Source organism: Sphingomonas hankookensis, from assembly GCF_028551275.1.
Taxonomy (GTDB): domain Bacteria; phylum Pseudomonadota; class Alphaproteobacteria; order Sphingomonadales; family Sphingomonadaceae; genus Sphingomonas; species Sphingomonas hankookensis_A.
Genome location: NZ_CP117025.1, coordinates 2,096,597 through 2,121,297 on the forward strand (window position 1 = coordinate 2,096,597; position 24,701 = coordinate 2,121,297).

The 24,701-nt window shown below is 67.0% G+C and carries 22 protein-coding genes and 1 tRNA gene; 14 read left to right on the forward strand and 9 right to left on the reverse strand.

Annotation, left to right across the window (positions count from 1 at the left end; all coding sequences use genetic code 11):
• Nucleotides 1-22: 22 nt before the first annotated feature.
• The 3 genes from PPZ50_RS09995 to PPZ50_RS10005 form a co-directional block, all read right to left on the reverse strand.
• The gene (locus tag PPZ50_RS09995) at nucleotides 23-241 is read right to left on the reverse strand and encodes a DUF3072 domain-containing protein (protein WP_066687583.1); all 219 of its coding nucleotides are present in this window, start codon (nucleotides 239-241) and stop codon (nucleotides 23-25) included.
• A gap of 50 nt (nucleotides 242-291) precedes the next feature.
• A complete protein-coding gene (gene kynU / locus PPZ50_RS10000; RefSeq protein WP_066688086.1) occupies nucleotides 292-1,515 on the reverse strand; it encodes a kynureninase in 1,224 nt (407 codons plus the stop codon).
• A gap of 125 nt (nucleotides 1,516-1,640) precedes the next feature.
• Nucleotides 1,641-2,987, reverse strand: a complete 1,347-nt coding sequence (locus PPZ50_RS10005) for a dicarboxylate/amino acid:cation symporter (RefSeq protein WP_066687585.1) — start codon at nucleotides 2,985-2,987, stop codon at nucleotides 1,641-1,643.
• Nucleotides 2,988-3,096: 109 nt separating this feature from the next.
• On the opposite strand from PPZ50_RS10005, the gene alaS reads away from it, so the two are divergent.
• The 6 genes from alaS to trxB all read left to right on the forward strand — a co-directional run bounded on the left by alaS (nucleotide 3,097) and on the right by trxB (nucleotide 9,954).
• Nucleotides 3,097-5,742 carry an alanine--tRNA ligase gene (gene alaS, locus PPZ50_RS10010; protein WP_066687587.1) on the forward strand — a complete coding sequence of 882 codons (2,646 nt, stop codon included), beginning with the start codon at nucleotides 3,097-3,099 and terminating at the stop codon, nucleotides 5,740-5,742.
• A 318-nt stretch (nucleotides 5,743-6,060) separates the two neighbouring features.
• The gene (locus tag PPZ50_RS10015; protein ID WP_066688091.1) at nucleotides 6,061-7,983 is read left to right on the forward strand and encodes a potassium transporter Kup; all 1,923 of its coding nucleotides are present in this window, start codon (nucleotides 6,061-6,063) and stop codon (nucleotides 7,981-7,983) included.
• The gene (locus PPZ50_RS10020; RefSeq protein WP_066687589.1) at nucleotides 7,980-8,495 is read left to right on the forward strand and encodes a 2'-5' RNA ligase family protein; all 516 of its coding nucleotides are present in this window, start codon (nucleotides 7,980-7,982) and stop codon (nucleotides 8,493-8,495) included. Before PPZ50_RS10015 ends, PPZ50_RS10020 begins: the two co-directional genes overlap by 4 nt.
• A 53-nt stretch (nucleotides 8,496-8,548) precedes the next feature.
• Nucleotides 8,549-8,625 (forward strand) — tRNA-Met (locus PPZ50_RS10025).
• Nucleotides 8,626-8,755: 130 nt separating this feature from the next.
• A complete protein-coding gene (locus tag PPZ50_RS10030) occupies nucleotides 8,756-8,890 on the forward strand; it encodes a hypothetical protein (RefSeq protein WP_269746887.1) in 135 nt (44 codons plus the stop codon).
• Nucleotides 8,891-9,006: 116 nt separating this feature from the next.
• Nucleotides 9,007-9,954: a thioredoxin-disulfide reductase gene (trxB, locus tag PPZ50_RS10035; RefSeq protein ID WP_066687592.1), complete on the forward strand. Its 948-nt coding sequence runs from the start codon at nucleotides 9,007-9,009 to the stop codon at nucleotides 9,952-9,954.
• 32 nt (nucleotides 9,955-9,986) lie between these two features.
• Here trxB and PPZ50_RS10040 read toward each other — a convergent pair whose 3' ends face one another.
• The 3 genes from PPZ50_RS10040 to PPZ50_RS10050 form a co-directional block, all read right to left on the reverse strand.
• Nucleotides 9,987-10,943 carry an aldo/keto reductase gene (locus PPZ50_RS10040; protein WP_198158472.1) on the reverse strand — a complete coding sequence of 319 codons (957 nt, stop codon included), beginning with the start codon at nucleotides 10,941-10,943 and terminating at the stop codon, nucleotides 9,987-9,989.
• Nucleotides 10,944-10,945: 2 nt separating this feature from the next.
• A complete protein-coding gene (locus PPZ50_RS10045; protein ID WP_066687594.1) occupies nucleotides 10,946-11,134 on the reverse strand; it encodes a hypothetical protein in 189 nt (62 codons plus the stop codon).
• Between the two features lie 72 nt (nucleotides 11,135-11,206).
• Nucleotides 11,207-11,548 carry a hypothetical protein gene (locus tag PPZ50_RS10050; protein ID WP_066687595.1) on the reverse strand — a complete coding sequence of 114 codons (342 nt, stop codon included), beginning with the start codon at nucleotides 11,546-11,548 and terminating at the stop codon, nucleotides 11,207-11,209.
• Nucleotides 11,549-11,677: 129 nt separating this feature from the next.
• Here PPZ50_RS10050 and PPZ50_RS10055 point away from each other — a divergent pair, with 129 nt between their 5' ends.
• The 4 genes from PPZ50_RS10055 (at nucleotide 11,678) to metH (ending at nucleotide 17,454) form a co-directional block, all read left to right on the forward strand.
• On the forward strand, nucleotides 11,678-12,631 hold the full coding sequence (locus PPZ50_RS10055; protein WP_066687597.1) for an ArsR/SmtB family transcription factor: 954 nt from the start codon (nucleotides 11,678-11,680) through the stop codon (nucleotides 12,629-12,631).
• Nucleotides 12,628-13,569 (forward strand): methylenetetrahydrofolate reductase [NAD(P)H], encoded by a 942-nt coding sequence (metF, locus tag PPZ50_RS10060; protein WP_066687599.1) that lies wholly within the window; start codon nucleotides 12,628-12,630, stop codon nucleotides 13,567-13,569. The genes PPZ50_RS10055 and metF overlap by 4 nt, the downstream gene beginning before the upstream one ends.
• A gap of 23 nt (nucleotides 13,570-13,592) precedes the next feature.
• The gene (locus PPZ50_RS10065; RefSeq protein ID WP_066687628.1) at nucleotides 13,593-14,642 is read left to right on the forward strand and encodes a homocysteine S-methyltransferase family protein; all 1,050 of its coding nucleotides are present in this window, start codon (nucleotides 13,593-13,595) and stop codon (nucleotides 14,640-14,642) included.
• A gap of 121 nt (nucleotides 14,643-14,763) precedes the next feature.
• On the forward strand, nucleotides 14,764-17,454 hold the full coding sequence (gene metH, locus PPZ50_RS10070) for a methionine synthase (RefSeq protein ID WP_066687633.1): 2,691 nt from the start codon (nucleotides 14,764-14,766) through the stop codon (nucleotides 17,452-17,454).
• Here the strand turns inward: metH and PPZ50_RS10075 are convergent.
• The 3 genes from PPZ50_RS10075 to PPZ50_RS10085 are packed head-to-tail and all read right to left on the reverse strand — an operon-like array spanning nucleotide 17,441 to nucleotide 19,130.
• Nucleotides 17,441-18,214, reverse strand: coding sequence for a hydrolase 1, exosortase A system-associated (locus tag PPZ50_RS10075; RefSeq protein WP_066688094.1), 774 nt, complete (start codon nucleotides 18,212-18,214; stop codon nucleotides 17,441-17,443). The genes metH and PPZ50_RS10075 overlap by 14 nt on opposite strands.
• The gene (locus tag PPZ50_RS10080; protein WP_066687636.1) at nucleotides 18,199-18,861 is read right to left on the reverse strand and encodes an alpha/beta hydrolase; all 663 of its coding nucleotides are present in this window, start codon (nucleotides 18,859-18,861) and stop codon (nucleotides 18,199-18,201) included. The genes PPZ50_RS10075 and PPZ50_RS10080 overlap by 16 nt, the downstream gene beginning before the upstream one ends.
• On the reverse strand, nucleotides 18,858-19,130 hold the full coding sequence (locus PPZ50_RS10085; RefSeq protein ID WP_066687638.1) for an acyl carrier protein: 273 nt from the start codon (nucleotides 19,128-19,130) through the stop codon (nucleotides 18,858-18,860). The genes PPZ50_RS10080 and PPZ50_RS10085 overlap by 4 nt, the downstream gene beginning before the upstream one ends.
• A gap of 540 nt (nucleotides 19,131-19,670) precedes the next feature.
• Between PPZ50_RS10085 and PPZ50_RS10090 the strand changes: the two genes are divergently transcribed.
• The 4 genes from PPZ50_RS10090 (at nucleotide 19,671) to PPZ50_RS10105 (ending at nucleotide 24,701) form a co-directional block, all read left to right on the forward strand.
• Nucleotides 19,671-21,173, forward strand: a complete 1,503-nt coding sequence (locus tag PPZ50_RS10090; protein WP_066687639.1) for an acyl-CoA ligase (AMP-forming), exosortase A system-associated — start codon at nucleotides 19,671-19,673, stop codon at nucleotides 21,171-21,173.
• On the forward strand, nucleotides 21,170-22,402 hold the full coding sequence (locus PPZ50_RS10095) for a pyridoxal-dependent decarboxylase, exosortase A system-associated (protein WP_066687640.1): 1,233 nt from the start codon (nucleotides 21,170-21,172) through the stop codon (nucleotides 22,400-22,402). Before PPZ50_RS10090 ends, PPZ50_RS10095 begins: the two co-directional genes overlap by 4 nt.
• 138 nt (nucleotides 22,403-22,540) lie before the next feature.
• Entirely contained in the window at nucleotides 22,541-23,176 is a 636-nt protein-coding gene (locus PPZ50_RS10100) for an XrtA/PEP-CTERM system exopolysaccharide export protein (protein ID WP_066687642.1), read from the forward strand.
• 1 nt (nucleotide 23,177) lies between these two features.
• The gene (locus tag PPZ50_RS10105; RefSeq protein ID WP_066687644.1) at nucleotides 23,178-24,701 is read left to right on the forward strand and encodes an XrtA system polysaccharide chain length determinant; all 1,524 of its coding nucleotides are present in this window, start codon (nucleotides 23,178-23,180) and stop codon (nucleotides 24,699-24,701) included.

A 24,701-nucleotide genomic window follows, 5' to 3' on the forward strand; every position in this document is an offset into this window, starting at 1 on the left:
CTCCAGTCCGCCTGCCGTCCGCTCAGGCGCCGCGCCCGGTCTTTGCCTGCAACGCGTCGATCGCCTTGGACGCATCCGCCTTGGTCAGCGAATCGTCGAACGGCTCGCCCGCTTCTTCGCTTAGCGTCTTCAGATAGGACGCCTGGGCGCCGGTCATCGGTTCGTCGCCGGTCGTCCAGTCGTCCGGGTCCTTTTCGGCATTCGAAAAGGGTTCGCTCTTGGGGTTCGGGTGGTCGGTCATCGCAGAATTCCTTTCACCGCCACCAACCCGCGCGTTCCCAGTTCGTTCCGTCAGGTTACGGCGTTGCGGGCATGGTATCTGGGATCGTCCCAGCTGCGATCGTCGAGAATTCGCCGCAGGATATCGACCGCCCGCCACACATCGGCAAAGCCGATATAGAGCGGCGCGAACCCCAGCCGCAGCGCGTCGGGCGCGCGGAAATCGCCGATCACGCCGCGATCGATCAACGCCTGGCAGATTGCATAGGCATGGGGATGGCGGAACGATACATGGCTGCCGCGCCGGGCGGCATCGCGCGGGCTGATGAGCGTCAGCTCCGGGCATCGCGCCTCGACCAGCGCGATGCAGGAGTCGCCGAGCGCGCGGGACTTGGCGATCAGCGCATCCCGGTCGACGCCGTCGAATTGCGCAATTCCCTCTTCTAGCGCGGCAAGCGCGAGGATCGGTGGTGTCCCGCATTGGAAGCGCGAAATGTCGGCGGCCGGGGCGTAATCGTCGCTGAAATCGAACGGTGCGGCATGGCCCAGCCAGCCCGACAAGGGCGATCGCAATGTCGCATGGTGACGCTTTGCGACGTAGAGAAAGGCGGGCGCACCGGGGCCGCCGTTCAGATATTTATAGCCGCAGCCGACCGCCAGGTCGGCGTTGCAGCCCGTGAGGTCGAGCGGCACCGCGCCGACGCTGTGGCTGAGGTCCCACAGCACCAGCGCGCCCCGTGCCTGCGCGGCGGCGGTGATGCCGGCCATGTCGAGCATCGCGCCGCTCTTGTAATGGACATGGGTGAGCATCACGACGGCGACATCGTCGTCGATCGCGTCGACGATGGTGTCGACCGGCACGGTCCTGATCCGCGCATCGCCGACGCTCCACGCGGCGCCATCGGCGATGTAGAGATCGGTCGGGAAGTTGCCGGGTTCGGACAGGATCGTGGCGCGCCCCGGCCGTGCCTTCAACGCCGCCACCAGCAGCTTGTACAGGTTGGCGGAGGTCGAATCGGCGACCACCACCTCGTCCGGTTGTGCGCCGATAAACGGCGCGATCTTCGCCCCGATCCGCCGCGCTGCGCCGATCCAGTCATGCGCGTTCCAGCTGCGGATCAGCCCGTCGCCCCATTGCTGCGTCGCGACCTGCTGCAACCGCGCCGGGGTGGTGCGCGGGAGAGCGCCGAGCGAATTGCCGTCGAGATAGATCACGCCCTCGGGCAGAGCGAAGCGGTCGCGGACGCTGTGCAGCGGATCGGCGGCGTCGCTGGCCCCCGCTTCGATCAGCGTCATCATGCCCACGCCGCCACCCGGCGGACGGTCGATTGCCACGAGAACATGCCGCTCAGCACCTTTGCCAGATCAGGATGCCCGACGCGGGCCTTGCTGCGCGGTCGGTTCATATCGATACTGGTCGCTCAGTGCGCGGAGGGCGGCGGGCCGCCCATGTCGCGGAAGCTGTCGGGCACGTCGGTGCGCGGCTGTCCCGACGGGGTCGGCAGCGGTTCGATCTCCGGCGATTCGGGCGGATCGAACCCGCCCTCCCATTTGGCGATGACGCTGGCGGCGATGGCATTGCCGACGACATTGGTCGCGGTGCGGCCCATGTCGAGGAAATGGTCGATGGCAAGGATCAGCAACAACCCGGCTTCGGGGATGTTGAACATGCCGAGCGTCGCGGCGATGACCACCAGGCTGGCGCGCGGGACACCGGCAATCCCCTTCGACGTGACCATCAGCACCAGCAGCATCAGGAACATCTGTCCCCAGCTGAGGTCGATGCCGTACGCCTGCGCGATGAAGATCGACGCGAAGGTCATGTACATCATCGACCCGTCGAGGTTGAACGAATAGCCGAGCGGCAGCACGAAGCTGGCGATGCGCGGCGGTACGCCGAACCGGTCGAGCGCTTCCAGCGTGCGCGGATAGGCGGCCTCCGACGAGGCGGTCGAAAAGCCGAGCAGGATCGGATCGCGCAGATAGCGCAGCAGCATCTTCACGCGCGGGCCGATGATGGCGAAGGCGATGCCGATCAGCACCGTCCATAGCGTGGCGAGGCCGAGGTAGAAGCTGCCCATGAAATAGGCGAGGTCGCCGATGATCCCCGGTCCCCGTTCGGCCAGCGTCGCCGTCACCGCCGCAAACACCGCGAACGGGGCAAAGCGCATGACGTAATCGGTGACCTGCAACATCACCGCGACCAGCCCTTCGAGCGCGCGGACCAGCGGCTTGCCCTTGTCGCCGACCGCCGTCAGCGCGACGCCGATGAACAGCGAGAAGATGACGATCTGCAAGATCTCGTTCGTCGCCATCGCCTCGATGCCCGAGGCGGGGAAGATATGGCCGACGAACTTCACGAAATCGAATGCCGGCTTGTCGACGCCGGTCGCGGCGGTGACCGGCGGGACGGGCAGGCCCAGACCCACGCCCGGCTGCAACAGATTGACCAGCAACAGCCCGAGCATCAGCGAGATGAAGCTGGCCATCACGAACCAGCCGAACGACCGCAGCCCGACCCGGCCCAGCGACGAACTGTCGCCCATATGCGCGATGCCGACGACCAGCGTCGAGAAGACGAGCGGCGCGATGATCATCTTGATCAGCCGCAGGAACACGGTGGTCACGGCGGACAGATAATAGGCGATATTCTTCAGCGTCGCGGTGCCGGCGCCGCCGCCATCGTCCAGCCCGGCATTCAGCGCCCAGCCGAGCACGAGCCCCGCCACCAGCGCGATGAGAATGAAAGTCGTAAGCCGCTTGGCCATGCGTAGTCCCTGATCGTTTGCACGGGAAAGGACGGGAATGTTTCGTCCGGGTCAACCCCTGTGCGTGTCCTCGCTTGGCAAGTCGCGCGCGCCTGCGTATCGAGCGGACATGACCTCGACCAATGATGTCCGCCGCTCGTTCCTCGACTTTTTCGAGAAGGCGGGCCACGCCCGCGTGCCCTCCGCGCCGCTTGTTCCGCAGAACGATCCGACGCTGATGTTCGTCAATGCGGGCATGGTGCCGTTCAAGAACGTGTTCACCGGCCTCGAGACGCGGCCTTACGTGACGGCGACGTCGTCGCAGAAATGCGTGCGCGCGGGCGGCAAGCATAACGATCTCGACAATGTCGGCTATACCGCGCGGCATCATACCTTCTTCGAAATGCTCGGCAATTTCTCCTTCGGCGATTATTTCAAGGAACAGGCGATCCTGAACGCCTGGACCCTGCTGACCCGCGACTGGGGACTGCCAGCGGAGAAGCTGACCGCGACTGTCTATCATACCGACGACGAAGCGTTCGACCTGTGGAAGAAGATCGCCGGGCTGCCCGATCACAAGATCATCCGCATCCCGACCAAGGACAATTTCTGGGCGATGGGCGACAGCGGCCCGTGCGGTCCGTGCTCGGAAATCTTCTACGATCACGGCGACCACATCCCCGGCGGTCCCCCCGGTTCGCCGGACGAGGATGGCGACCGGTTCGTCGAGATCTGGAACCTGGTGTTCATGCAGTTCGAGCAGGACGCCAACGAGATCGTCGGCGAACTGCCCAAGAAGTCGATCGACACCGGCATGGGCCTCGAACGCATTGCAGCGGTTATGCAGGGCGTGTCGGACAATTACGACACCGATACCTTCAAGGCGCTGATCGCCGCATCCTGCGAACTGACCGGCACCCGCGCCGAAGGGGCGACGCAGGCCAGCCACCGCGTCATCGCCGATCACCTGCGCGCGTCGGGTTTCCTGGTGGCCGATGGCGTGCTGCCGGCGAACGAAGGCCGCGGTTATGTGCTCCGCCGGATCATGCGCCGCGCGATGCGGCACGCGCATCTGCTGGGTGCCAAGGACCCGTTGATGCACCGGCTTGTCGGCTCGCTCGTATCTGAAATGGGCGCGGCCTATCCGGAGCTGGTCCGCGCGCAGCCGCTGATCGAAGCGACGTTGCAGCAGGAAGAAACCCAGTTCCGCCGCACCCTCGACAAGGGGCTGAAGCTGCTCGACGAGGCGACTGCCGATTTCGCCGAAGGCGCGACGCTGGCCGGCGAGACCGCGTTCAAGCTCTACGACACCTATGGCTTCCCCTATGACCTGACCGAGGACGCCCTGCGTGCGCAAGGGTACGGCGTCGACCGTGCCGGATTCGACGCGGCGATGGCCGAACAGAAGCGCGCCGCGCGTGCTGCGTGGAAGGGCTCGGGTGCCAAGGCGTCGGACGATGTCTGGTTCGACGTCCTCGAAACCGCCGGACCGACCGAATTCATCGGCTATTCGGTCGAGGCGGGCGAGGGGCAGGTCGTCGCGATCGTCAAGGACGGCGCGCGGGTCGATTCGGCTGAGGCGGGTGACGAGGTGTTGGTGCTCACCAACCAGACGCCCTTCTATGCCGAAAGCGGCGGGCAGGTCGGCGATGCCGGCACCATGACCACCGATGCCGGGTTCATGGCGACCGTCACCGATACCGCCAAGCAACTCGGCAAGCTCCATGCCCATGTCGCGACGATCGACGCCGGCAGCCTGAAGGTCGGCGACAGCGTCGCGCTGACGATCGACACCGCGCGCCGTGCGCAGATTCGCGCCAACCACTCCGCGACGCACCTGTTGCATGAGGCGTTGCGGGAGCGGCTCGGCACCCATGTCGCGCAGAAGGGATCGATGGTCGCGCCTGAGCGGCTGCGCTTCGACTTCTCGCAACCCTCCCCGATCGCGGCGGACGCGCTGGCGCTGGTCGAGGCCGACGTCAACGCGCAGGTGCGCGGCAACGGTGCGGTCACCACCCGGCTGATGACCCCCGACGATGCGATCGCGATGGGCGCGATGGCGCTGTTCGGCGAGAAATATGGCGACGAGGTCCGCGTCGTGTCGATGGGACAGGATGCGGAAGGCACCTATTCGATCGAGTTATGCGGCGGGACGCACGTCAATGCGCTTGGCGAAATCGGCCTGTTCAAGATCGTGTCCGAAGGCGCGGTGTCCTCGGGCGTCCGCCGCGTCGAGGCGCTGACCGGCGAGGCAGCGCGCCAATGGCTCGGCAATCGCGACGCGAAGCTGCGGGAAGCCGCTGCCGCGCTGAAGGCGACCCCCGACGAAGTGCCCGCCCGCGTGGCGCAGCTCGTCGAGGATCGGCGTCGTCTGGAACGCGAACTGGCCGAGGCGAAGAAGGCGCTGGCCATGGGCGGCGGTGCGGGTGCGGCGCCGGCCGGTCCGGAACAGGTCGGCGACATCGCCTTTCTGGGTCAGGTGATCGACGGGCTCGATGCCAAGGCATTGCGCGGGACGATCGATGAAGCCCGTGCGCGCGTTCCCTCGGGCGTCGTTGCGCTGGTCGCGGTCAATGACGGCCGCGCCTCGGTCGGGGTCGGGGTGTCGAGCGACCTGACCGGCCGGATCAGCGCGGTCGATCTGGTCAAGGCGGCGGTCGCGGCGCTGGGCGGGCAGGGGGGCGGCGGTCGCCCTGACATGGCTCAGGGCGGTGGCCCGGACGGAGCCAAGGGCGACGAAGCGCTGGCGGCGATTCGCGCGCTGCTGACGAACTAATTTCCTCGTCACCCCGGCCTTGAGCCGGGGGCCCGCTTCTCTCGACGTCGGAAGTAGAAGCGGGACCCCGGATCAAGTCCGGGGTGACGTCTGGTTCTGTAATGGCCGTCGTGCCCCGAACGCACGTACGCACGCCAACCTCCTGCCACCGCCGCAGCATCACCCAAAACTCCCGTTCATCCCCGATGCAGCCGCAGGCGTGCAGTGCGGACGATTGCACAGCAATATTGCGTGTGCTAACGGCCCGGCCTTGAACCACTGGGACGCGGTCGACATGACCAAACTCGTTGCCACTTCGGCGCGGTTCCCGCGCCCGTGATATTCTCCCGAGAGGCTTCGTCGGAAGCCGCCGACCTGCCCGACACGGGCGCGACCCATCATGGGCCGCGCCAGTCGCTCGCCAAGCTGTCGCTCGGCGCGCTCGGCATCGTCTATGGCGATATCGGCACTTCGCCGCTCTATGCGATGAAGGAGACCTTCGTCGGCCATCACCGGTTGCCGGTCGACCAGCTCAACATCTTCGGCGTGGTCAGCCTCGTCTTCTGGTCGCTGATGCTGATCGTGACGCTGAAATACGTCTTCATCATCATGCGCGCCGATAACAATGGCGAAGGCGGCAGCCTGGCGCTGCTGGCGCTGATCCAGCGCAAGAGCGGTGGCGGTCGCTGGACCGCCAGCCTCGTCATCCTCGGCGTGCTCGCGACGGCGCTGTTTTTCGGCGACTGCATGATCACGCCCGCCGTGTCGGTGCTGTCGGCGGTCGAGGGGCTGGCGACGGTCAATGCCGGTTTCGACCCGTTCGTGATCCCGATCGCGGTGGTCATCATGATCGGGCTGTTCTGGCTGCAGGCGGTCGGCACGGCCAGCGTCGGGCGGCTGTTCGGGCCGATCATGATCGCCTATTTCGCGACGCTGACGTTCCTCGGCGTCCTTAACATTCTCGAACGACCCGACATTTTCCAGGCGCTGAACCCGATCTGGGCCGTGCGATTCTTCGCGCAGGACGGCATCATGGCGTTCCTTGCGCTCGGGTCGGTGGTGCTGGCCGTGACCGGTGCCGAGGCGCTGTACGCCGATATGGGCCATTTCGGGCGCCGGCCGATCTCGGTTGCGTGGCTGTACGTCGTGTTCCCGGCGTTGATGCTGAACTATCTGGGGCAGGGGGCGCTGCTGCTCCAGAACCCGGATGCGGCGTCCAACCCGTTCTTCTTCATGGCGTCGGAGGATTTCCGCCTTCCGCTCGTCATCCTCGCGACGCTCGCGACGATCATCGCCAGCCAGGCGGTGATCACCGGGGCCTTCTCGGTCGTGCAGCAGGCGGTGCAGTTGGGGCTGATGCCGCGCCTGCGCATCGAACATACCAGCGCCGATGCCGCGGGGCAGATCTACATCCCGGCGGTGAACTGGGCGCTGCTGGTCATGGTCCTGCTGCTGATCTTCGGGTTCCAGGAATCGTCGAACCTGGCCGCAGCCTATGGCATTGCCGTGACGGGCACGATGTTCATCAGCACTTGCATGATCGCGGTGCTGATCAAGCGGGTGTGGAACTGGCCCGTCGCTGCGGTCGCCGCGTTCATGTTCATGTTCCTGTGCATCGACGGCGCCTATTTCGCGTCGAACCTGACCAAGGTGCCCGATGGCGGCTGGTTCCCACTGCTGGTCGGCATCGTCGTCTTCGTCCTGCTGACCACCTGGGCCAAGGGGCGCAAGCTGATGATCGAGCGGATGCGCGAGGCCGCGATGCCGATCAAGGTGTTCATCCAGTCGGCGGCCAGCAGCGCCACCCGCGTGCCCGGCACCGCCGTCTTCATGACGTCGACCCCCGAAGGCGTGCCCCACGCGCTGCTCCACAATCTGAAGCATAACAAGGTGCTGCACGAGCGGGTGATCCTGCTCACCGTGAAGATCGCCGACACGCCCTATGTCGACCCCGAGCTTCGCACGAAGAACGAGGATCTGGGGCAGGGCTTCCACCGCATGATCCTGAAGTTCGGCTTCATGCAGGACCCCGACGTTCCCGGCGCGCTGAAGGCGGTCGGCTGTTGCGGCGGCGACTTCCGGATGATGGACACCAGCTTCTTCCTCGCGCGCCAGACGCTCTTGCCGTCATCGCGGCCGGGCATGATGATCTGGCGCGAAAAGCTGTTCGCGTGGATGCTGCAGAATTCGGAAAGCGCGATGGAGTTCTTCCGCCTGCCGACCAACCGCGTCGTCGAGCTCGGCAGTCAGGTCGAGATTTGACCCCGCCCGACCCCGCCCCGATCATCGTGACCGCCTTGTTCGGGCATGAGGATCAGGCGTGGTTCGACCGGCAGCGGCGCGCCTATTTTCCGCCCGAGCGCAACGTCCTTGCGGCGCATTGCACGATGTTCCACCATCTGGCCCCGGAGCTGGGACCGGAACTGAAGCAACGCCTGAACGCGCTGACGCGCGGCGTGCCGGCGCCGTTTGCCCGGGTCGGCGGCTTGATGAACCTCGGCCGGGGCGTGGCCTATCGCATCGAATCGCCCGATCTCGAATCGGTCCGCGCCGAACTGGCCGATGCGTTCGCATCGATGCTGACGCCGCAGGACCGCGCCGGATGGCGTCCACATGTCACGATTCAGAACAAGGTCGAACCCGCTGCCGCAAAGGCGTTGCTGGCCGAATTGTCCGCCGGATTTACCCCGCACCCGCTGAAAATCGCGGGTTTGGCCAGCTGGTGGTATCGTGGCGGGCCGTGGGAATTATTTTCCCGACACATGTTCGCTTGACCGCAACGATTCGCGTTCGTATAGGGCCGCCCTCCCCGATGGGGATGCGGCGGGGCGAAGTAGCTCAGTTGGTTAGAGCACGGGAATCATAATCCTGGGGTCGGGGGTTCAAATCCCTCCTTCGCTACCACCCGCCAAGGCGTCAGCGCAGCGTCCGCGACGCCGATCTCTCGTATTCTTCATGTTCCGTTCAGCTAGATCGAACTTGCGGCGCGCTCGTTCGTTGTTGGTGGTGATACGAGCAAGAGAGGATAGCCGCCATGCCGATCGTTGCCCCCGCCCGCCCGACGCCCGTTCGCGGTGTTCAGGATCGTCCGCCGCATCTTTCCGGGCTTCTCTCCGGCATGCTGTTGGCCATACCGCTCTGGGCCGTCATCCTGGCGTTCGTCCTGTAAGGCGACTTGCGCGCCACCTGACGTTCCCCATGTTGCGTTCGACCCCGCGACCGGCCTAGACGGGCCGCTCGCATCGAACGGAATATGATCTCATGGCTGTCACGCACCACACTCGCATGCTCGTCCTAGGTTCGGGACCGGCGGGTCTCTCTGCTGCAATTTACGGCGCGCGCGCCGGCATGGAGCCGATCGTGGTGCAGGGCATCCAGCCCGGCGGTCAGTTGATGACCACGACGGACGTCGAGAACTATCCCGGCTTTCGCGACGTCGTGCAGGGGCCGTGGCTGATGGGTGAAATGCAGGCGCAGGCCGAGCATGTCGGTACCCGGATGATGTGGGATACGATCGTCGATGTCGACCTGACCCGACGGCCGTTTCGCCTGACCGGCGATAGCGGCGACGTTTATGAAGGCGAGGTGCTGGTGATCGCCACCGGTGCGCAGGCGCGCTGGCTCGGCCTCGACAGCGAAGAACTGCTCAAGGGCAAGGGCGTGTCGGCCTGCGCGACCTGTGACGGGTTCTTCTACCGAGGCAAGAAGGTGGCGGTGATCGGTGGCGGGAATACTGCGGTCGAGGAAGCGCTGTACCTGACCAACCATAGCGACGATGTGACGATCATCCATCGCCGCGACAGCTTCCGCGCCGAACGCATCCTGCAACAGCGGCTGTTCGCCAGCGACAAGATCAGCGTCCTGTGGAACAAGCAGGTCGAGCGTTTCGTCGGTGGCGGCGATCCGCATGGGCTGGTCGGGATCGAATTGAAGGACACCGTGACCGGCGAACTGTCGATGCTGGACGTCGATGGCGGCTTCGTCGCGATCGGCCACCATCCGGCGACCGAGCTGTTCCGGGGGCATCTCGCGCTCGATGATGATGGCTATATCGCTGTCGAAACCGGTTCGACCCGGACCAGCGTGCCTGGCGTCTTCGCGTGCGGCGACGTGATGGACAAGGTCTATCGCCAGGCGGTGACGGCTGCGGGCACCGGCTGCATGGCGGCGCTGGACGCCGAACGTTTCCTGCAGGCGGCGGAATTTGCGGAGGTGGCCGAAGCCGCCGAATAAGCGAGGCCGGGCGCGTTGCCCGGCCCCGGACTTTACACGCCCGCGTCGGTCAGGTGGGCGAGTTGGTCGGCCGTCAGGTCGATCTGCCACGCACCGACCAGTTCCTCGAGCTGATCGACGCTGGTGGCGCTGGCGATCGGCGCGGTCACGCCTTCCTGTGCTGCCAGCCACGCGAGCGCGATCTGTGCCAGGGTCGCGCCGGTTTCTGCCGCGACGGCATCCATCGCGGCAAGAACGGCGGCGCCTTTCCCGGCCAGCAGCTTGGCCATGCCACCGCCGCGCACACTTTTCGACAGGTCTTCCGTGGAGCGGTACTTGCCGGTGAGGAACCCCGAGGCGAGGCCGTAATAGGGCGCCACGCCGATATTATGCTCGACGCAGAGGTTCTGGAGTTCGCCCTCATATTTGCGGCGGCTCACCAGATTATATTCGGGCTGGAGCGCATGGAAGCGCGGCAGTCCTTCTGACGTCGCAAGGTCGAGTGCCGACTTCAGTCGCATGGCGCGGAAATTGGACGCGCCGAGCACGCGAACCTTTCCGGCATCGACCAGCCGGCCGAACGCCGCCAGATAATCCTCCTGCGGCGTGTCGTCGTCGTCCTGATGTGCGTAATAGAGGTCGATATGATCGGTGCCGAGCCGGTCGAGCGATGCCTCGGCGGCCGCCGCGATCCGGCTGGGCGCCAGTTTTTCGCCCCCTTCTCCGGGAAGCATGCCGACCTTCGTCGCGATCAGGACGAGGTCACGCTTGCCCGACCGGCGCAGCCATTCGCCGATGATGGTCTCGGACTCGCCGCCACGGTGCCCGTCGACCCACGCGGAATAGACGTCGGCGGTATCGATCATCGTGCCGCCCAGGTCGACGAAGGCGTCCAGGATGCGGAAGCTGGAATCGCGGTCGATCGTCCAGCCGAAGACGTTACCACCCAGGATCAGGGGCGGGGTTTGCAGATCGGTGGCGCCCAGCGTTCGGAGCGGAATAGCGGTCATGGTCAGTCCTTCGGATCGGGGGCGATGGCGTTGGCGTCGAGCGCGCCATTGTCTAGCATGGCGGCGGCGTCGTTCAGCGCGGCTGCCTCGTCCTGTGTGACGCCGCCGGGGGCCGAGCGGTCGTCGGACCCGCTGCATCCGGCCGGGAGCAGGGTGGCCAAGGCCAGGGCGAGGATAGGGGCAGGGCGCATCGATAATCTCCAAACAAAAAAGGCCGCGCCCCGTTGCGTCGGGACACGGCCTTGTCTGCTAACCGAAGAGGATCAGCGCTGCATTTCGCGGCCGGCCTGTTCCAGTTCCTGGCCGGCTTCGCGCTGCGCGTTGTCGGCAGCGGCGTCGGCCTTGGCCGCACCGCGTTCAAGCGCGGCACCAGCGCGATCGGTCGCGTTGTCGATCTTCTGGCCAGCGCGGTCGGCGGCGTTCTCGGCGGCGCCGAAGGCACGGTCGCCAGCGGCCTGCACGTCGTCGACGGCTTCGCCCATCGTCGCGTTGACATCGGCGGCAACGGCGTCGGCCGCCTCGCCGGTTTCGTTCTGCGCCTTCTGGCTGCAAGCGCCGATCGAGAATGCGGCGGCGGCGAGCGGCAGCAGAATGAGCTTCTTCATGGCGGTTTCCCTTCCGTTATGACCGGGCGCCAAACGCATCAGCGGCACGGCGGTTGCATCGTCGATTATCCGGGCGGCGCATGGTTTCGCCGATTGACCTGATATAAAGATTTCTTTATATCAATAGTCATGGCACCGGCCCTCGACATATTACGCGCCGCCAGCGACGCGACCCGCTTGCGGGTCATCGGGTTGTTGCGGTCGATGGAATTGTCTGTCGGCGAATTGGCGCAGGTGCTGGAACAGAGCCAGCCGCGGGTCAGCCGCCATATCAAGATCCTGTGCGATGCCGGGCTCACGGTCCGCCGCAAGGAAGGCAGCTGGGTATTCGTCGCGCTGGGGGAGCCGGCGCTTGTCGCGCCGCTGCTGGAGGCGCTCGATGCCTGGGTAGCGGACGATGACGCGTGGCGCGAGATCGATGGCGCCCGACTGGCGGAGGTGCGGGCCGATCGCGCCGCCGCCGCCGCCGCCTGGTTCGAGGCGCATGCCGGCGAATGGGATGCGATCCGTTCGCTGCATGTCGCGGAGGAGCAGGTCGAACGGGCGATGCTGGCGACGCTGGGCTCCGATCCGATCGGCCTGCTGGTCGATATTGGCACCGGTACCGGGCGGATGCTGGAATTGTTCGCTCCGCAGGCGGAGCAGGCGATCGGCATCGACCGGTCGTCGGAGATGCTGCGACTGGCGCGAGCCAAGCTGACCGAGCGCGGACTGGACCATGCCGAATTGCGACAGGCGGACATTCAGGCGCTCCCGCTTGAGGCGGGGGCGGCCGATGCCGCGGTGCTGCATCATGTCCTGCATTTCGTGCAGCATCCCGGTGCGGCGATTGCAGAGGCGGCGCGGGTATTGCGGCCCGGCGGTCGGCTGTTGATCTGCGACTTCGCGCCGCATCAGCGCGAGGAACTGCGGGTTCGCGATGCCCATGCGCGACTGGGCTTCTCCGACGAACAGATGCTGGGCTGGTTCGCGGAAACGGGATTGTCACCGGTGTCGATCCAGACGCTGGGTGGCGGCGAACTGACGGTCAAGCTGTGGATGGCGCGGCGGGCGTACGACGTACAAGAGGTGAAGGCGGCATGACTCCTACCATTTCCGATCTCGAAGAAGCGCGCCGCGCGCTCGATGCGCCGCTGTTCGCCGATCTGGCCGGCGATTGCGCGGTCAGCTTCGAATTCTTCCCGCCCAAGACCGAGAAGATGGAAGCAGCGTTGTGGGAAACGGTGCGCGCGCTGGAGCCGCTCGCCCCCAAGTTCGTCAGCGTCACCTATGGCGCGGGTGGATCGACCCGGGAGCGGACCCATGCTACCGTCGCCCGGATCGCGCGCGAGACGTCGATGCCCGCCGCCGCGCATCTGACTTGTGTCGAGGCGAGCCGCGCCGAGATCGATCAGGTCGCGCAGGAATATTGGGCGGCGGGCGTCCGCCATATCGTCGCGCTGCGCGGCGATCCGCCGACCATGGGGCAGAAGTTCGTCGCCCATCCTGATGGGTATGAGAATGCGGCGGCGCTGGTTGCAGGGCTGCAGAAGCTGCACCCGTTCGAGATTTCGGTCGCGGCCTATCCCGAATGCCACCCGGATTCGGAGCATCAGGCGGCCGATCTGGATAACCTTCGCGCCAAGATCGATGCCGGCGCGACCCGCGCGATCACACAGTTCTTCTTCACGCCCGAGGCGTTCTTCCGCTTCCGTGACGCGGCGGCGGCGGCGGGTATCAACGCCGATCTGGTACCGGGTATCCTGCCGGTGTCGAATGTGGCGCAGGTCCGCAAGTTCGCCGGTCTGTGCGGGGCGTCGATTCCGGCGTGGATGGACCGGCTGTTCGAAGGGCTGGACGATCATCCCGGCGCACGGCAGCTGGTCGCCGCGACGGTGGCCGCCGAAATGTGCCGCAAGCTCTATGCCGGCGGCGTCCGCGACTTCCATTTCTACACGCTCAACCGCGCAGAACTGTCCTACGCCATTTGCCACCTGATGGGGTTGCGGCCGAAGGCGACGCCGGTCGCCGCCGCGGCCTGAACTCACGGTTTGAGGAACACGACATGACCACCGCCCGCGAACGGCTGAACGCCGAAGCCGCCCAGCGCGTCCTCATCACCGATGGCGCGTTCGGTACCGAAATCCAGAACTGGAAGCTGTCCGAGGCGGATTATGCCGGCTCGCTGACGCTCGGCCACGACCAGAAGGGCAACAACGATATCCTGGCGATCACCAAGCCGGAGGTGCCGGAAACGATCACCCGCGCCTATCTGGACGCCGGGTCGGATATCGTGTCGACCAACACCTTCAGCGCGAACCTGATCAGCCAAGCGGATTATGGTGCGGAGGCGCTGGTCGCCGATATCAACATCGAAAGCGCGCGGATCGCTCGCCGGCTGGCCGACGACTATGCCGCGCGAGACGGACGCCCGCGTTTCGTGGCGGGGGCGATCGGGCCGACCAACAAGACGCTCTCGCTATCACCGGACGTCAACGATCCGGGCTATCGCGAGATCGACTTCGACCATTTGAAGGGCGTGTATCGCGACCAGATCGATGCGCTGGTCACCGGCGGCATTGACTTCGTGCTGATCGAGACGGTGTTCGACACGCTGAATGCCAAGGCCGGGGTTCTGGCGGCGATCGAGGCCGGCCAAGCGTTGGGGCGCGACTTGCCGATCATGCTGTCGATGACGCTGACCGACCTGTCGGGCCGCAACCTGTCGGGCCATACGGTCGAGGCGTTCTGGCACGCGATCCGTCATGCGAAGCCGGTGACGATCGGGCTGAACTGTTCGTTCGGCGCGGAACAGCTGCGCCCGCATGTGAAGACGCTCAGCGACATCTGCGACACGCTGATCATGGTCTATCCCAATGCCGGCCTGCCCAACGAACTGGGCGCCTATGACGAAGCGCCGGAGACGACGGCGGCGCTGGTCGGCGACTGGGCGGATCATGGGCAGGTGAACGTATTGGGCGGCTGCTGCGGATCGACGCCGGCGCATATCAAGGCGATGGCCGATCGCGTTCGTGGCGTCGCGCCGCGCAAGGTGCCGGGCGTGCCGGTACAGACGCGGCTTGCCGGGCTGGAACCGTTCACGATGGCGGCGTAGCTGCTAAAAGCCCTCTCCCATTCAGGGGAGAGGGTTGGGAGAGGGGACGTTCACCGCCCTCTCCGCACATTCCCCTCTCCCCGACCCTCTCCCCTGAAGGGGAGAGGGAGAGAAAGCTGACATGACCAACGCCTCGACCAACTTCGTCAATATCGGCGAACGCACCAATGTGACCGGATCGGCCCGCTTCAAGAAGCTGGTGATGGCGGGCGACTATGCCGCCGCGGTCGAGGTCGCGCTGCAGCAGGTCGAGAGCGGGGCGCAGGTCCTCGACGTCAACATGGACGAAGGGTTGCTCGACGCGCACCATGCGATGACGACCTTCCTGAAGCTGATCCAGGCCGAACCGGATATCGCCCGCATCCCGGTGATGGTCGACAGTTCCAAATGGGATGTGATCGAGGCGGGGCTGAAGTGTGTGTCCGGCAAGCCGATCGTCAATTCGATCAGCATGAAGGAGGGCGAGGAGCAGTTCCTGCACCATGCCCGCATCTGCATGAACTATGGCGCGGCGGTCGTGGTGATGGCGTTCGACGAGGTCGGGCAGGCGGATACCAAGGACCGCAAGGTCGAGATTTGCGAGCGTGCCTACAAGCTGCTGACCGGTATCGGCTTTCCGCCCGAGGACATCATCTTCGATCCCAATATCTTCGCGGTGGCGACGGGGATCGAGGAGCATAACAACTACGGCGTCGACTTCATCGAGGCGTGCCGCGAGATCAAGGCGCGCTGCCCGCATTGTCATATCTCGGGCGGGCTATCGAACCTGTCGTTCAGCTTTCGCGGGAACGAGCCGGTGCGGCGGGCGATGCATTCGATCTTCCTGTACCACGCCATCCCGGCGGGGATGGACATGGGGATCGTCAACGCCGGGCAGCTCGACGTGTACGACACGATCGATGCCGAGCTGCGGACGGCGTGCGAGGATGTGATCCTCAACCGCGATCCCGACGCGACCGAGCGGCTGATCGCGCTGGCGGAGAAGTATAAGGGCACCGATGCGGTCGCCGAGAAGGCGGCGGCGGAATGGCGCTCGCTGCCCGTCGTCAAGCGGCTCGAATATGCGCTGGTCAAGGGCATCGACGCGCATGTCGTCGACGATACCGAGGAATGCCGCCAGCAATTCGCCCGGCCGATCGAGGTGATCGAAGGGCCGCTAATGGACGGGATGAACGTCGTTGGGGACCTGTTCGGGTCGGGCAAGATGTTCCTGCCGCAGGTCGTCAAGTCCGCGCGGGTGATGAAGAAGGCGGTCGCGCATCTGCTGCCCTTCATCGAGGCGGCGAAGGAGCCCGGCGCCAAGGGCAAGGGCAAGATCATCATGGCGACCGTCAAGGGCGACGTGCATGATATCGGCAAGAACATCGTCGGCGTCGTCCTGCAGTGCAACGGGTTCGACGTGGTCGACCTTGGCGTCATGGTGCCGTGGACCAAGATTTTAGAGGCCGCGAACGAGAATGACGCCGACATGATCGGCCTGTCGGGCCTGATCACGCCGTCGCTGGACGAGATGGTCACCGTCGCCGAGGAGATGAAGCGCGCGGGCATGACCATGCCGCTGCTGATCGGTGGTGCGACCACGTCCAAGGTCCATACGGCACTGCGCATCTCACCGGCCTATGATGGTCCGATCGTCCATGTTCTCGACGCCAGCCGGGCGGTAGGCGTGGCGACGACCTTGGTGAGCGACACCGCGCGCGATGCCTATGTCGAGCAGATCGCGGCCGACTATGAGGCGGTGCGGATCGCGCGGGCGGGGAAGGGGCAAAGCGACCTCGCTCCGATTGCGGAGGCGCGGGCCAATGGATTTGTGGCGGACTTCGGCCAGAAGCCGGCCGCGCCGAACAAGCCGGGGCGGCATGTGTTCGACGACTGGGACCTGGCGGACCTGCGCGACTATATCGATTGGACGCCGTTTTTCCGCGCGTGGGAGTTGGCGGGCAATTTTCCGGCGATCCTGACCGACGAGGTCGTGGGGGAAAGCGCGACGTCGCTCTATGCCGATGCGCAGGCGATGCTGGACCGGATCATCGCCGAGAAATGGCTTACGGCAAAGGGGGTTGCGGCGCTGTGGCATTGCCGGCGGGACGGCGACGACGTGATCGTCGACGTGCCGGCCGAGCAGCTGGAGCCGGCGATGGAGGCCGGGCGGGTGTCGCCGCTGTCGGGGGTGCCGCACGACTTTGCGACGCCGATGCAGACGACCCACGCCACCCATGCGATCCGCATGCCGTTCCTGCGCCAGCAGGTGAAGAAGCGGGAGGGGCGGGCCAATATGTGCCTGGCGGATTTCGTCGATCCGGCGGGCGACTGGATGGGTGGGTTCGCGGTCGGGATCCACGGGATCGACCCGCATATCGCGCGGTTCAAGGCGGATAACGACGATTATCAGGACATCCTGTTGAAGGCGCTGGCGGACCGACTGGCCGAGGCGTTTGCCGAGCGGCTGCACCATCATGTGCGGACCGAGCTGTGGGGCTATGCGCCGGACGAGCAGCTGACCAACGAGGCGATCATCCGCGAGCAGTATCGCGGGATTCGCCCGGCGCCGGGCTATCCGGCGTGCCCCGACCATAGCCAGAAGCCGATCCTGTTCGACATGCTGGGGGCTGCCCAAGCCACTGGAATCACGCTGACCGACAGCTTTGCCATGCTGCCGACGGCGGCGGTGTCGGGCTTTTATTTCGGGCATCCCGACAGCGCCTATTTCGGGGTGGCGCGGATCGGGCGGGACCAGCTGGAGGACTATGCGACGCGGCGCGGCGTCAGCCTGGAGCAGGCGGAGCGGTGGCTGCGGCCTAATCTCGACTGAGGGCGTCGAGCAGGCGGTCGCGGAGCCAGTCGGCGTCGCCGGGGCGGGCGAAGCTGTGGCTGTCGCTGTCGCGGTGGTGCAGGGCGGTAAGGTGGCGAAGGTGCCACGCATCGAGGAATGCCACGGCGGTGTGGTCGCGGGTGGCGAGCAGGATGTCGGCCGGGCTTCCAGAGGCGAGGGACCGGGCGAAGGTTCGGGCGAGGTCGTTTTGGGTGCGGCGGGACCGGGCAATGGTTGCCAAACCTTGCGCCAGGCGGCGGAAGTTGACGCCGCCGGTCAGCAGCCGGCGCCATTCGGCGGGCGAGGACAGGCGCTGGGCATAGGTCGCGCGGATCGCGGCGGGGGGCGGCAGGTCGCCCGAAGGCTCGACAATCCAGGGGTTTGCGAGGACGAGGCGGTCGATCCCGGCGTCCGCGTGGAACAGCGCCAGCGCGGTCGCGGCGTCGCAATTGCCGAATGCCACCATCCGCGTGACGCCGGTCTGTTCGCGCAAAAAGGCGGCGGCGGCGGCGATGTCGGGGGCGCTGGTGCGGAAGCCTTCATTGCGGCCGGTCGAATCGCCGAGGCCGCGCCGGTCGAAGCGCAGGACCGGATAGCCGGCAGCGGCGATGGCGGCCGCGAGCAGCGCCATGCCGCGATGGGCGCCGATGCGCAGTTCGTTGCCGCCCGAGACGATCAGCAGGCCGGTGGTGCCGGGCGCGGCGTCGAGCGTGCCGGCAAGGGTTTCGCCCAGGCAGGGAAAGGTCACCAGCCGACGCATGCGCGGCTCCATGCGGCGAGGTCGTCGGCAAGCTGTTCGGCCAGCGCGAGGTCGTCGCCCGGCTCGGCGCGGCGCCACAAGGGCGCGGCGTCGATACGCAGGTCGGCGTCCTTCGGATCGGTGCCGAGGCGGACGACGCGACGGGGATGGGTGTCGCAGGGGAGCGCCGTGTCGAGTTCGTCCAGCAGCGCGGTCGCGATGCGATTGCCGGCAATTTCGACCATCGCGGCACTGCGGTCGATCCCGCTGGCGATCCGGCCGAGTTCGCGGACCAGCGCGGTGCCGGACTGGGGCGAGAGGTGCCACCGGCCGGCAAGGTCGGCGTCGCAGTCGAGCAAGGCACCGGCGCGGATCGCCGCACCGACGACCGGGCGGTCGATGGCGGTGACCAGCGCGGTGACGGCGGCGCGCCAGTCGGCGAGGGTCGCAGCTTCGGTGGCAAGCAGGCTGTCGCCCTGTCCCGGCAGGTCGGGCAGGACCGATGCGATACCGCGCGCGGCAAGTTCGCGGAGCAGACGCACCGCGAAGGTGCGGGTGCGGTTCGCCTCTTCGAACGGGGGCAGCAGCATCATTACGAACGGACCGGTATCGGGACCGAAGCGCCACAGCGCCTCATGCCCGCCGGGCCAGTCGTAGCGGTCGATCAAGCGGGAACCTTGGCGCGGGCGAAGGCGACCAGCGAGCCGAAGGTTTCGAGCGTGTCGCCGTCGATATCGTCATCCTCGATCAGGATGCCCAGCCGGTCCTCCATCTCGGTCAGGACGCCGGCGACGGCCATCGAATCGAGTTCGGGGAGCGCGCCGAACAGCGGGGTCGCGTCGTCGAACGCCGCCGCCCGTTCGTCCGACAGGCCGAGCACGTCGCGCAGCACCGCGCGGACCGTTTCCTCGATCGAAGCCGAACCTGTCTGGATCACGTAGTAACTCCCCTGTTTGGTCGCGGGTTTAGGGGTTGTTCGGGGTGCTGCCAAGCGGGGTGTGTTGGTCGCCCGGTGGTGGGTCGGTGACTCTGCCGGGAGCGGGCGCTCGGAGCGGGATTTGTCGTACCCCGGCGGAGGTCGGGGTCCAGTTGGTGCCGCGTATCGAAAGGTCGCTGACGTCCCCCGACGGGGCCCGGGCCTTCGCCGGGGTAAGGAAGGGCGGGAGCGGGGCGCTGCCACCGTATCCCCGCGAAGGCGGGGATCCAGGGTGGTTGGTCGCGGTGTCGGTTTGTTGGGCTCTGGACCCCCGCCTGCGCGGGGGTACGCTGCGTATGAGCCGCGCGGACGAGAATGCGGCGTCTGGACCCCCGCCTTCGCGGGGGTGCGGTTTTCTTCGAGGCGGCGGGGGGCTTCTTTCGCGGAGGCAGAAGAAGCGGGACCCCGGGTCGAGCCCGGGGTGACGTCGCGGTAAGGTGGGTGATCCACCAGAGGCTTCGCCCCCTGTATCTGGCTTTCGATCGGCGCTAGGACGCGGCGATGGATTTCCCTGTTGCCCGGACGATCGATCATCTGCCTGCGCTGGGTGCCGCGCATGCTTCCGCCTTGATCGATCGGGACGGCGTGCTGAGCTTTGCCGCGTTGGAAGCGGCCGTGGCCCGCATGGCGGGGGGATTGGCGGCGTTGCGCCTCGAACCCGGTGCGCGGGTGGCGACGTGGTTGCCGAAGACGCGGGCGGCGTGCCTGATGCCGCTGGCGGCGGCGCGGGCGGGGTTGGTGCATGTGCCGGTCAATCCGGCGCTGAAGCGGGCGCAGGTCGCGCATATCCTGTCGGATAGTGGGGCGGCGGTGCTGGTGACGCAGGCGGCGCGGACGGCGGCGCTGGCGCCGGGCGATGTGCCGGACGGGTGCCGGGTGCTGACCGAGGCGCCGGACGGGGAGCCGGTGGCAGCAGGCGACGGCGATCCCGATGCGCTGGCGGCGATCCTCTATACCTCCGGGTCGACCGGGCGGCCCAAGGGGGTGATGCTGAGCCATGCCAATTTGTGGCTGGGGGCGGTGTCGGTCGCGCGCTACCTGAAGCTGACCCCCGACGACCGGGTGCTGGCGGTGCTGCCGCTGAGCTTCGATTATGGGCAGAACCAGCTGTTTTCGACCTGGATGGCAGGGGGTGCGGTGGTGCCGCTCGATTATCTGACGGCGCGCGACGTGGTGAAGGCGGTCGAGCGGTTCGGGGTGACGACGCTGGCCGGCGTGCCGCCGCTATGGACGCAGCTGCTGGAGGCGGAATGGCCGGCGGAGACGGCGGCGCGGCTCGAGCGGCTGACCAATTCGGGCGGGGCGCTGACGCCGCGCATGGTGCGGGCGTTGCGCGAGCGCTTCGCGGCGGCCGATCTCTATGCGATGTATGGGCTGACCGAGGCGTTTCGGTCGACCTATCTCGACCCCGCGCTGATCGATGCGAACCCGGAGGCGATCGGGTCGGCGATCCCCTTTGCCGAGGTGGCGGTGGTGCGCTGCGACGGCAGTCGGGCGGACGCCGGCGAACCGGGCGAGCTGGTCCATGCCGGGCCGCTGGTGGCGCAGGGATATTGGCGCGATGCCGAGCGGACGGCGGCGCGGTTCCGGCCGGCGCCGGACTGGATGGACAGCGGCGGGATGGCGGTGTGGTCGGGCGATACGGTCGCGGTGGGCGCGGACGGGCTGCTGCGCTTCGTCGGGCGCGATGACGAGATGATGAAGGTGGCGGGCAACCGGATCAGCCCTACGGAAGTGGAGGAAGCGGTGCTGGCGGGCGGGGAAGTGGTGGAGGCGGTCGCGGTCGGCCTGCCCGACGAGCGGCAGGGACAGGCGATCACCGTCGTTGCGCGGGCGCTGGTCGAGGATGCCGAGGCGGGGGTGCGGGCGCGGCTGCGGCGCGAGCTGCCGAGTTTCCAGCAGCCATCGCACTATGTCTGGGTCGAGGGGTTGCCGCGCAATGCGAACGGCAAGCTCGACCGGGTGGCGGTGCGGGCGATTGCCGAGCAGGCGGTGCGGTCGTGAAGCCGGTCGGGCCGATCCCGGCGGGCTTTGCCGGACCGTCGCGGCTGATGGTCGGCGGAGTCGACTTTGCCGAGCTGCTGGAACGCGCCGGGGATACGCCGGCGTTCCTGTATGACGGGGCGGCGCTGGCGGCGCGGGTGGCGCGGTTGCGCGCAGCGCTGCCGGAGGCGGTGCGGGTCCACTATGCGATCAAGGCCAATCCGCACCGCGACGTGCTGGCGGCGATGGCGGGCATGGTCGACGGGCTGGATGTCGCATCGGGCGGCGAACTGGCGATGGCGCTGGCGGTGAAGCCGGCGGCGGCGATCAGTTTTGCGGGGCCGGGCAAGCGCGACGACGAACTGGCGGCGGCGATCACGGCCGGCGCGACGCTGCATGTCGAGTCGGAGGGCGAGGCGGATCGGGCGCTGGCGGTCGGCGACCGGCTGGGGCGCACCCCACGGATTGCCGTGCGGGTGAACCCGGATTTCGAACTGCGCGGGTCTGGGATGCGGATGGGCGGACGCGCGTCGCCCTTCGGCATTGACGCAGCGCGGGTGCCGGCGCTGGTGAAGCGGCTGGTCGCGGTCGGCGCGGACTGGCATGGGTTCCACATCTTTGCCGGATCGCAGACGCTGGACAGCGCGGCGATCAGCGAGGCGCAGGCGGCGACGCTGGCGCTGGCCGAACGGCTGGCGGAAGAAGCGGGCGCGGTGCCGGCGTTCATCAATCTGGGCGGCGGGTTCGGCATTCCCTATTTCGCGGGCGACACCCCGGTCGATGTCGAGGGCGTCGGGCAGGCGCTGGGCGAGGCGCTGGCGCGGCGCAGGGCGGTGCTGGCCGAGACCGGTTTTGCGGTCGAACTGGGGCGATGGCTGGTCGGCGAGGCGGGGGTGTATTGCACGCGGGTCGTCGATGTGAAGGAGAGCGGCGGCGAGACCTTCGTCGTGGTCGATGGCGGGCTGCACCACCAACTGGCGGCGAGCGGCAATTTCGGGACGGTGGTGCGGCGCAATTATCCGGTCGCGGTGGCGGAGCGGATGGACGCCGCGCCGGTGATGACCGCGTCGGTCGTCGGGTGCTTGTGTACGCCGTTGGACCGACTGGCCGACCGGGTGGCTTTGCCCGCGGTGGCGGTCGGCGATACGATCGTGCTGTTCCAGGCGGGGGCCTATGGTGCGACGGCCAGCCCGGCGGCGTTTCTGGGCCACCCGCCGGCGCGCGAACTGTTCGTCGCAAAGGACGGGTAAGCGCGCGGAGTCCCGTTATGGTGCGTGTTGCGGGAATCGGGTCTATACTCAACCCTATCTTTACCCCTTTGGCAGCATAGCAGGGGCAGTCCTGCGCAGTCCGGTTGCGGCTGCGCTCGTTCGGAACGAGGTATGGTAATGCGTCGCAGTCATGGTTTGGGGACGGGTGTGGCGCTGATGGCCCTGCTGGGCGGATGCGCCGGGGGGGCGACGCGCCCCGAGCTGCCGCCCGCGCCGTTCGTGCAGGCGAAGGAAGCGCCGGGCGAGGCCTATGTCATCGGGCCGCTCGACCAGCTGAGCATCTTCGTGTGGCGCAACCCCGAACTGTCGACCAAGGTGCAGGTGCGCCCCGACGGGCGGATCACCACGCCGCTGATCAACGACATGCCCGCCACCGGCAAGACGCCGGCGATGCTGGCCGACGATCTGAAGCTGGCGCTGGGCGAATATGTGAAGGACCCGCTGGTTTCGGTGATCGTCGAGAATTTCTCGGGCACGTTCAGTCAGCAGGTGCGCGTGGTGGGAGCGACCGAGAAGCCGGCATCGCTGCCGTACCGGGCGAACATGACGCTGCTCGACGCGATGATCGCGGTGGGGGGGCTCAACCAATATGCGTCGGGCAACCGGGCGCGGCTGGTGCGGTATGACCGCGCGACGGGCAAGCAGTCGGAATTCGGCTTGCGGATTTCCAGCCTGCTCAAGAACGGCGATGCGAGCGCGAACGTGAAGCTGCAGCCGGGCGACGTCATCATCATCCCCGAGAGCATGTTCTGAGATGGACGGGCTGTACGACGAGCTGAAGCTGATCCTCCACGCGATCTGGCAGCGGCGCTGGATCGCGCTGGCGGTGGCGTGGGTGGTGTGCCTGGGCGGATGGCTGGCGGTGAGCCAGATTCCCAACAGCTATCAGTCGACCGCGCGGGTCATGGTGCAGATGCGGCAGGTGTTGCCCGGTGCCGAGGCGGCGGTCGCTCAGAACGATCAGGCGAAGAATATCGACCGCATCCGCCAGACGCTGACGTCCGCCGTGAACCTCGAAAAGGTGGTGCGGGGCACGTCGCTGAACGAGACGGTCGCCAATGACCGGGACGTGGGCGACCGGATCGCGTCGTTGCAGAATGCGATCAAGCTGACGCAGCAGCAGGACAATCTGTTCGAGATTTCGGCGACGTCGGGCAATCCGAAGGTCGCGCGCGAGGTCGTGCAGAAGATGATCGACATCTTCGTGCAGGACAACCTGGCCAGCGACCGCGACGCGACGGTGCAGTCGCTGCGCTTCCTCGACCAGCAGCTATCGCAGCGGCAGAAGCAGCTGGCCGATGCCGAGGCGCGGCGGCAGGCGTTCCAGGCGCAATATATGGCGATGCTGCCGGGCACCGGGTCGCTCGACGACCGCATGTCGAATGCGCGCAGCGAGCTGGCGCAGATCGACGGCGATCTGGCGGCGGCGCAGTCGAGCCTGAATGCGGCCAATGCGCAGATGGCGGGGACGGCGGCGACGCTGCCGGGGACGGCGGGGACGGCGATGGTCGGGCCGGCGCGGGCGCGGCTGAATGCGATCGAGGGTCAGATCGCCGAGGGGCGCAGCCGCGGCTGGACCGATCAGCATCCCGATATGGTGGCGCTCAATCGCCAGCTGGCTTCTGCGCGAGCGGCGGCGCGGGGCGAGGGTGGCGGCGTCAGCGGCGGCACGGCGGCGTCGCCCAACCCGTTCTACCTGCAACTGCGCGCGACCCAGGCCGACCGGCAGGCGCGGGTGGCCGAGCTGCAGCAGCGCAAGAGCCAGATCGAAAGCCAGCTGAACGGACTGCAGGCGAAGATCGCGGCCGACCCGCAGGCGGCGGCGCAGCAGTCGCAGCTGGACCGCGATATCGCGTCGCTGAAACAACAATATGACGCGCTGTTCCAGGACCGTGAGGAAGTGCGGCTGCGCAGCAGCGTGCAGACCGATACCGATGCGCTGAAGTTCAACGTGATCGATCCCCCGACCCAGCCGAGCAAACCGACCGCACCCAACCGGCCGCTGCTGCTGCTGGGCGTGCTGGTGGTCGGGATCGGCGCGGGCGTCGGCATCGCCTTTGCGCTCAGCCGGGTGAGGACCAGCTTTGCCACCGCACAGAAGCTGGAAAAGATCAGCGGGATGCCGGTGCTGGGGTCGATCGGCGAGGTCGTGACCGATGCGGTCCGGGAGACACGCAAGCGGCGCCTGAAGCTGTTTGCGGGTGGCGCGGGCGCGCTGGTCGCGGCATTCGTGCTGTTGCTGGGGCTGGAATTCGCCCAGCGCGGGCTGGTGGCGTGA

What these genes read in the sequence shown, in the direction of transcription:
- PPZ50_RS09995 (WP_066687583.1), bottom strand. Translation starts at nt 241, where the DNA reads ATGACCGACCACCCGAACCCCAAGAGCGAACCCTTTTCGAATGCCGAA.
- kynU (WP_066688086.1), bottom strand. Translation starts at nt 1,515, where the DNA reads ATGACGCTGATCGAAGCGGGGGCCAGCGACGCCGCCGATCCGCTGCAC.
- PPZ50_RS10005 (WP_066687585.1), bottom strand. Translation starts at nt 2,987, where the DNA reads ATGGCCAAGCGGCTTACGACTTTCATTCTCATCGCGCTGGTGGCGGGG.
- alaS (WP_066687587.1), top strand. Translation starts at nt 3,097, where the DNA reads ATGACCTCGACCAATGATGTCCGCCGCTCGTTCCTCGACTTTTTCGAG.
- PPZ50_RS10030 (WP_269746887.1), top strand. Translation starts at nt 8,756, where the DNA reads ATGCCGATCGTTGCCCCCGCCCGCCCGACGCCCGTTCGCGGTGTTCAG.
- trxB (WP_066687592.1), top strand. Translation starts at nt 9,007, where the DNA reads ATGCTCGTCCTAGGTTCGGGACCGGCGGGTCTCTCTGCTGCAATTTAC.
- PPZ50_RS10040 (WP_198158472.1), bottom strand. Translation starts at nt 10,943, where the DNA reads ATGACCGCTATTCCGCTCCGAACGCTGGGCGCCACCGATCTGCAAACC.
- PPZ50_RS10045 (WP_066687594.1), bottom strand. Translation starts at nt 11,134, where the DNA reads ATGCGCCCTGCCCCTATCCTCGCCCTGGCCTTGGCCACCCTGCTCCCG.
- PPZ50_RS10050 (WP_066687595.1), bottom strand. Translation starts at nt 11,548, where the DNA reads ATGAAGAAGCTCATTCTGCTGCCGCTCGCCGCCGCCGCATTCTCGATC.
- PPZ50_RS10055 (WP_066687597.1), top strand. Translation starts at nt 11,678, where the DNA reads ATGGCACCGGCCCTCGACATATTACGCGCCGCCAGCGACGCGACCCGC.
- metF (WP_066687599.1), top strand. Translation starts at nt 12,628, where the DNA reads ATGACTCCTACCATTTCCGATCTCGAAGAAGCGCGCCGCGCGCTCGAT.
- PPZ50_RS10065 (WP_066687628.1), top strand. Translation starts at nt 13,593, where the DNA reads ATGACCACCGCCCGCGAACGGCTGAACGCCGAAGCCGCCCAGCGCGTC.
- metH (WP_066687633.1), top strand. Translation starts at nt 14,764, where the DNA reads ATGACCAACGCCTCGACCAACTTCGTCAATATCGGCGAACGCACCAAT.
- PPZ50_RS10075 (WP_066688094.1), bottom strand. Translation starts at nt 18,214, where the DNA reads ATGCGTCGGCTGGTGACCTTTCCCTGCCTGGGCGAAACCCTTGCCGGC.
- PPZ50_RS10090 (WP_066687639.1), top strand. Translation starts at nt 19,671, where the DNA reads ATGGATTTCCCTGTTGCCCGGACGATCGATCATCTGCCTGCGCTGGGT.
- PPZ50_RS10100 (WP_066687642.1), top strand. Translation starts at nt 22,541, where the DNA reads ATGCGTCGCAGTCATGGTTTGGGGACGGGTGTGGCGCTGATGGCCCTG.
- PPZ50_RS10105 (WP_066687644.1), top strand. Translation starts at nt 23,178, where the DNA reads ATGGACGGGCTGTACGACGAGCTGAAGCTGATCCTCCACGCGATCTGG.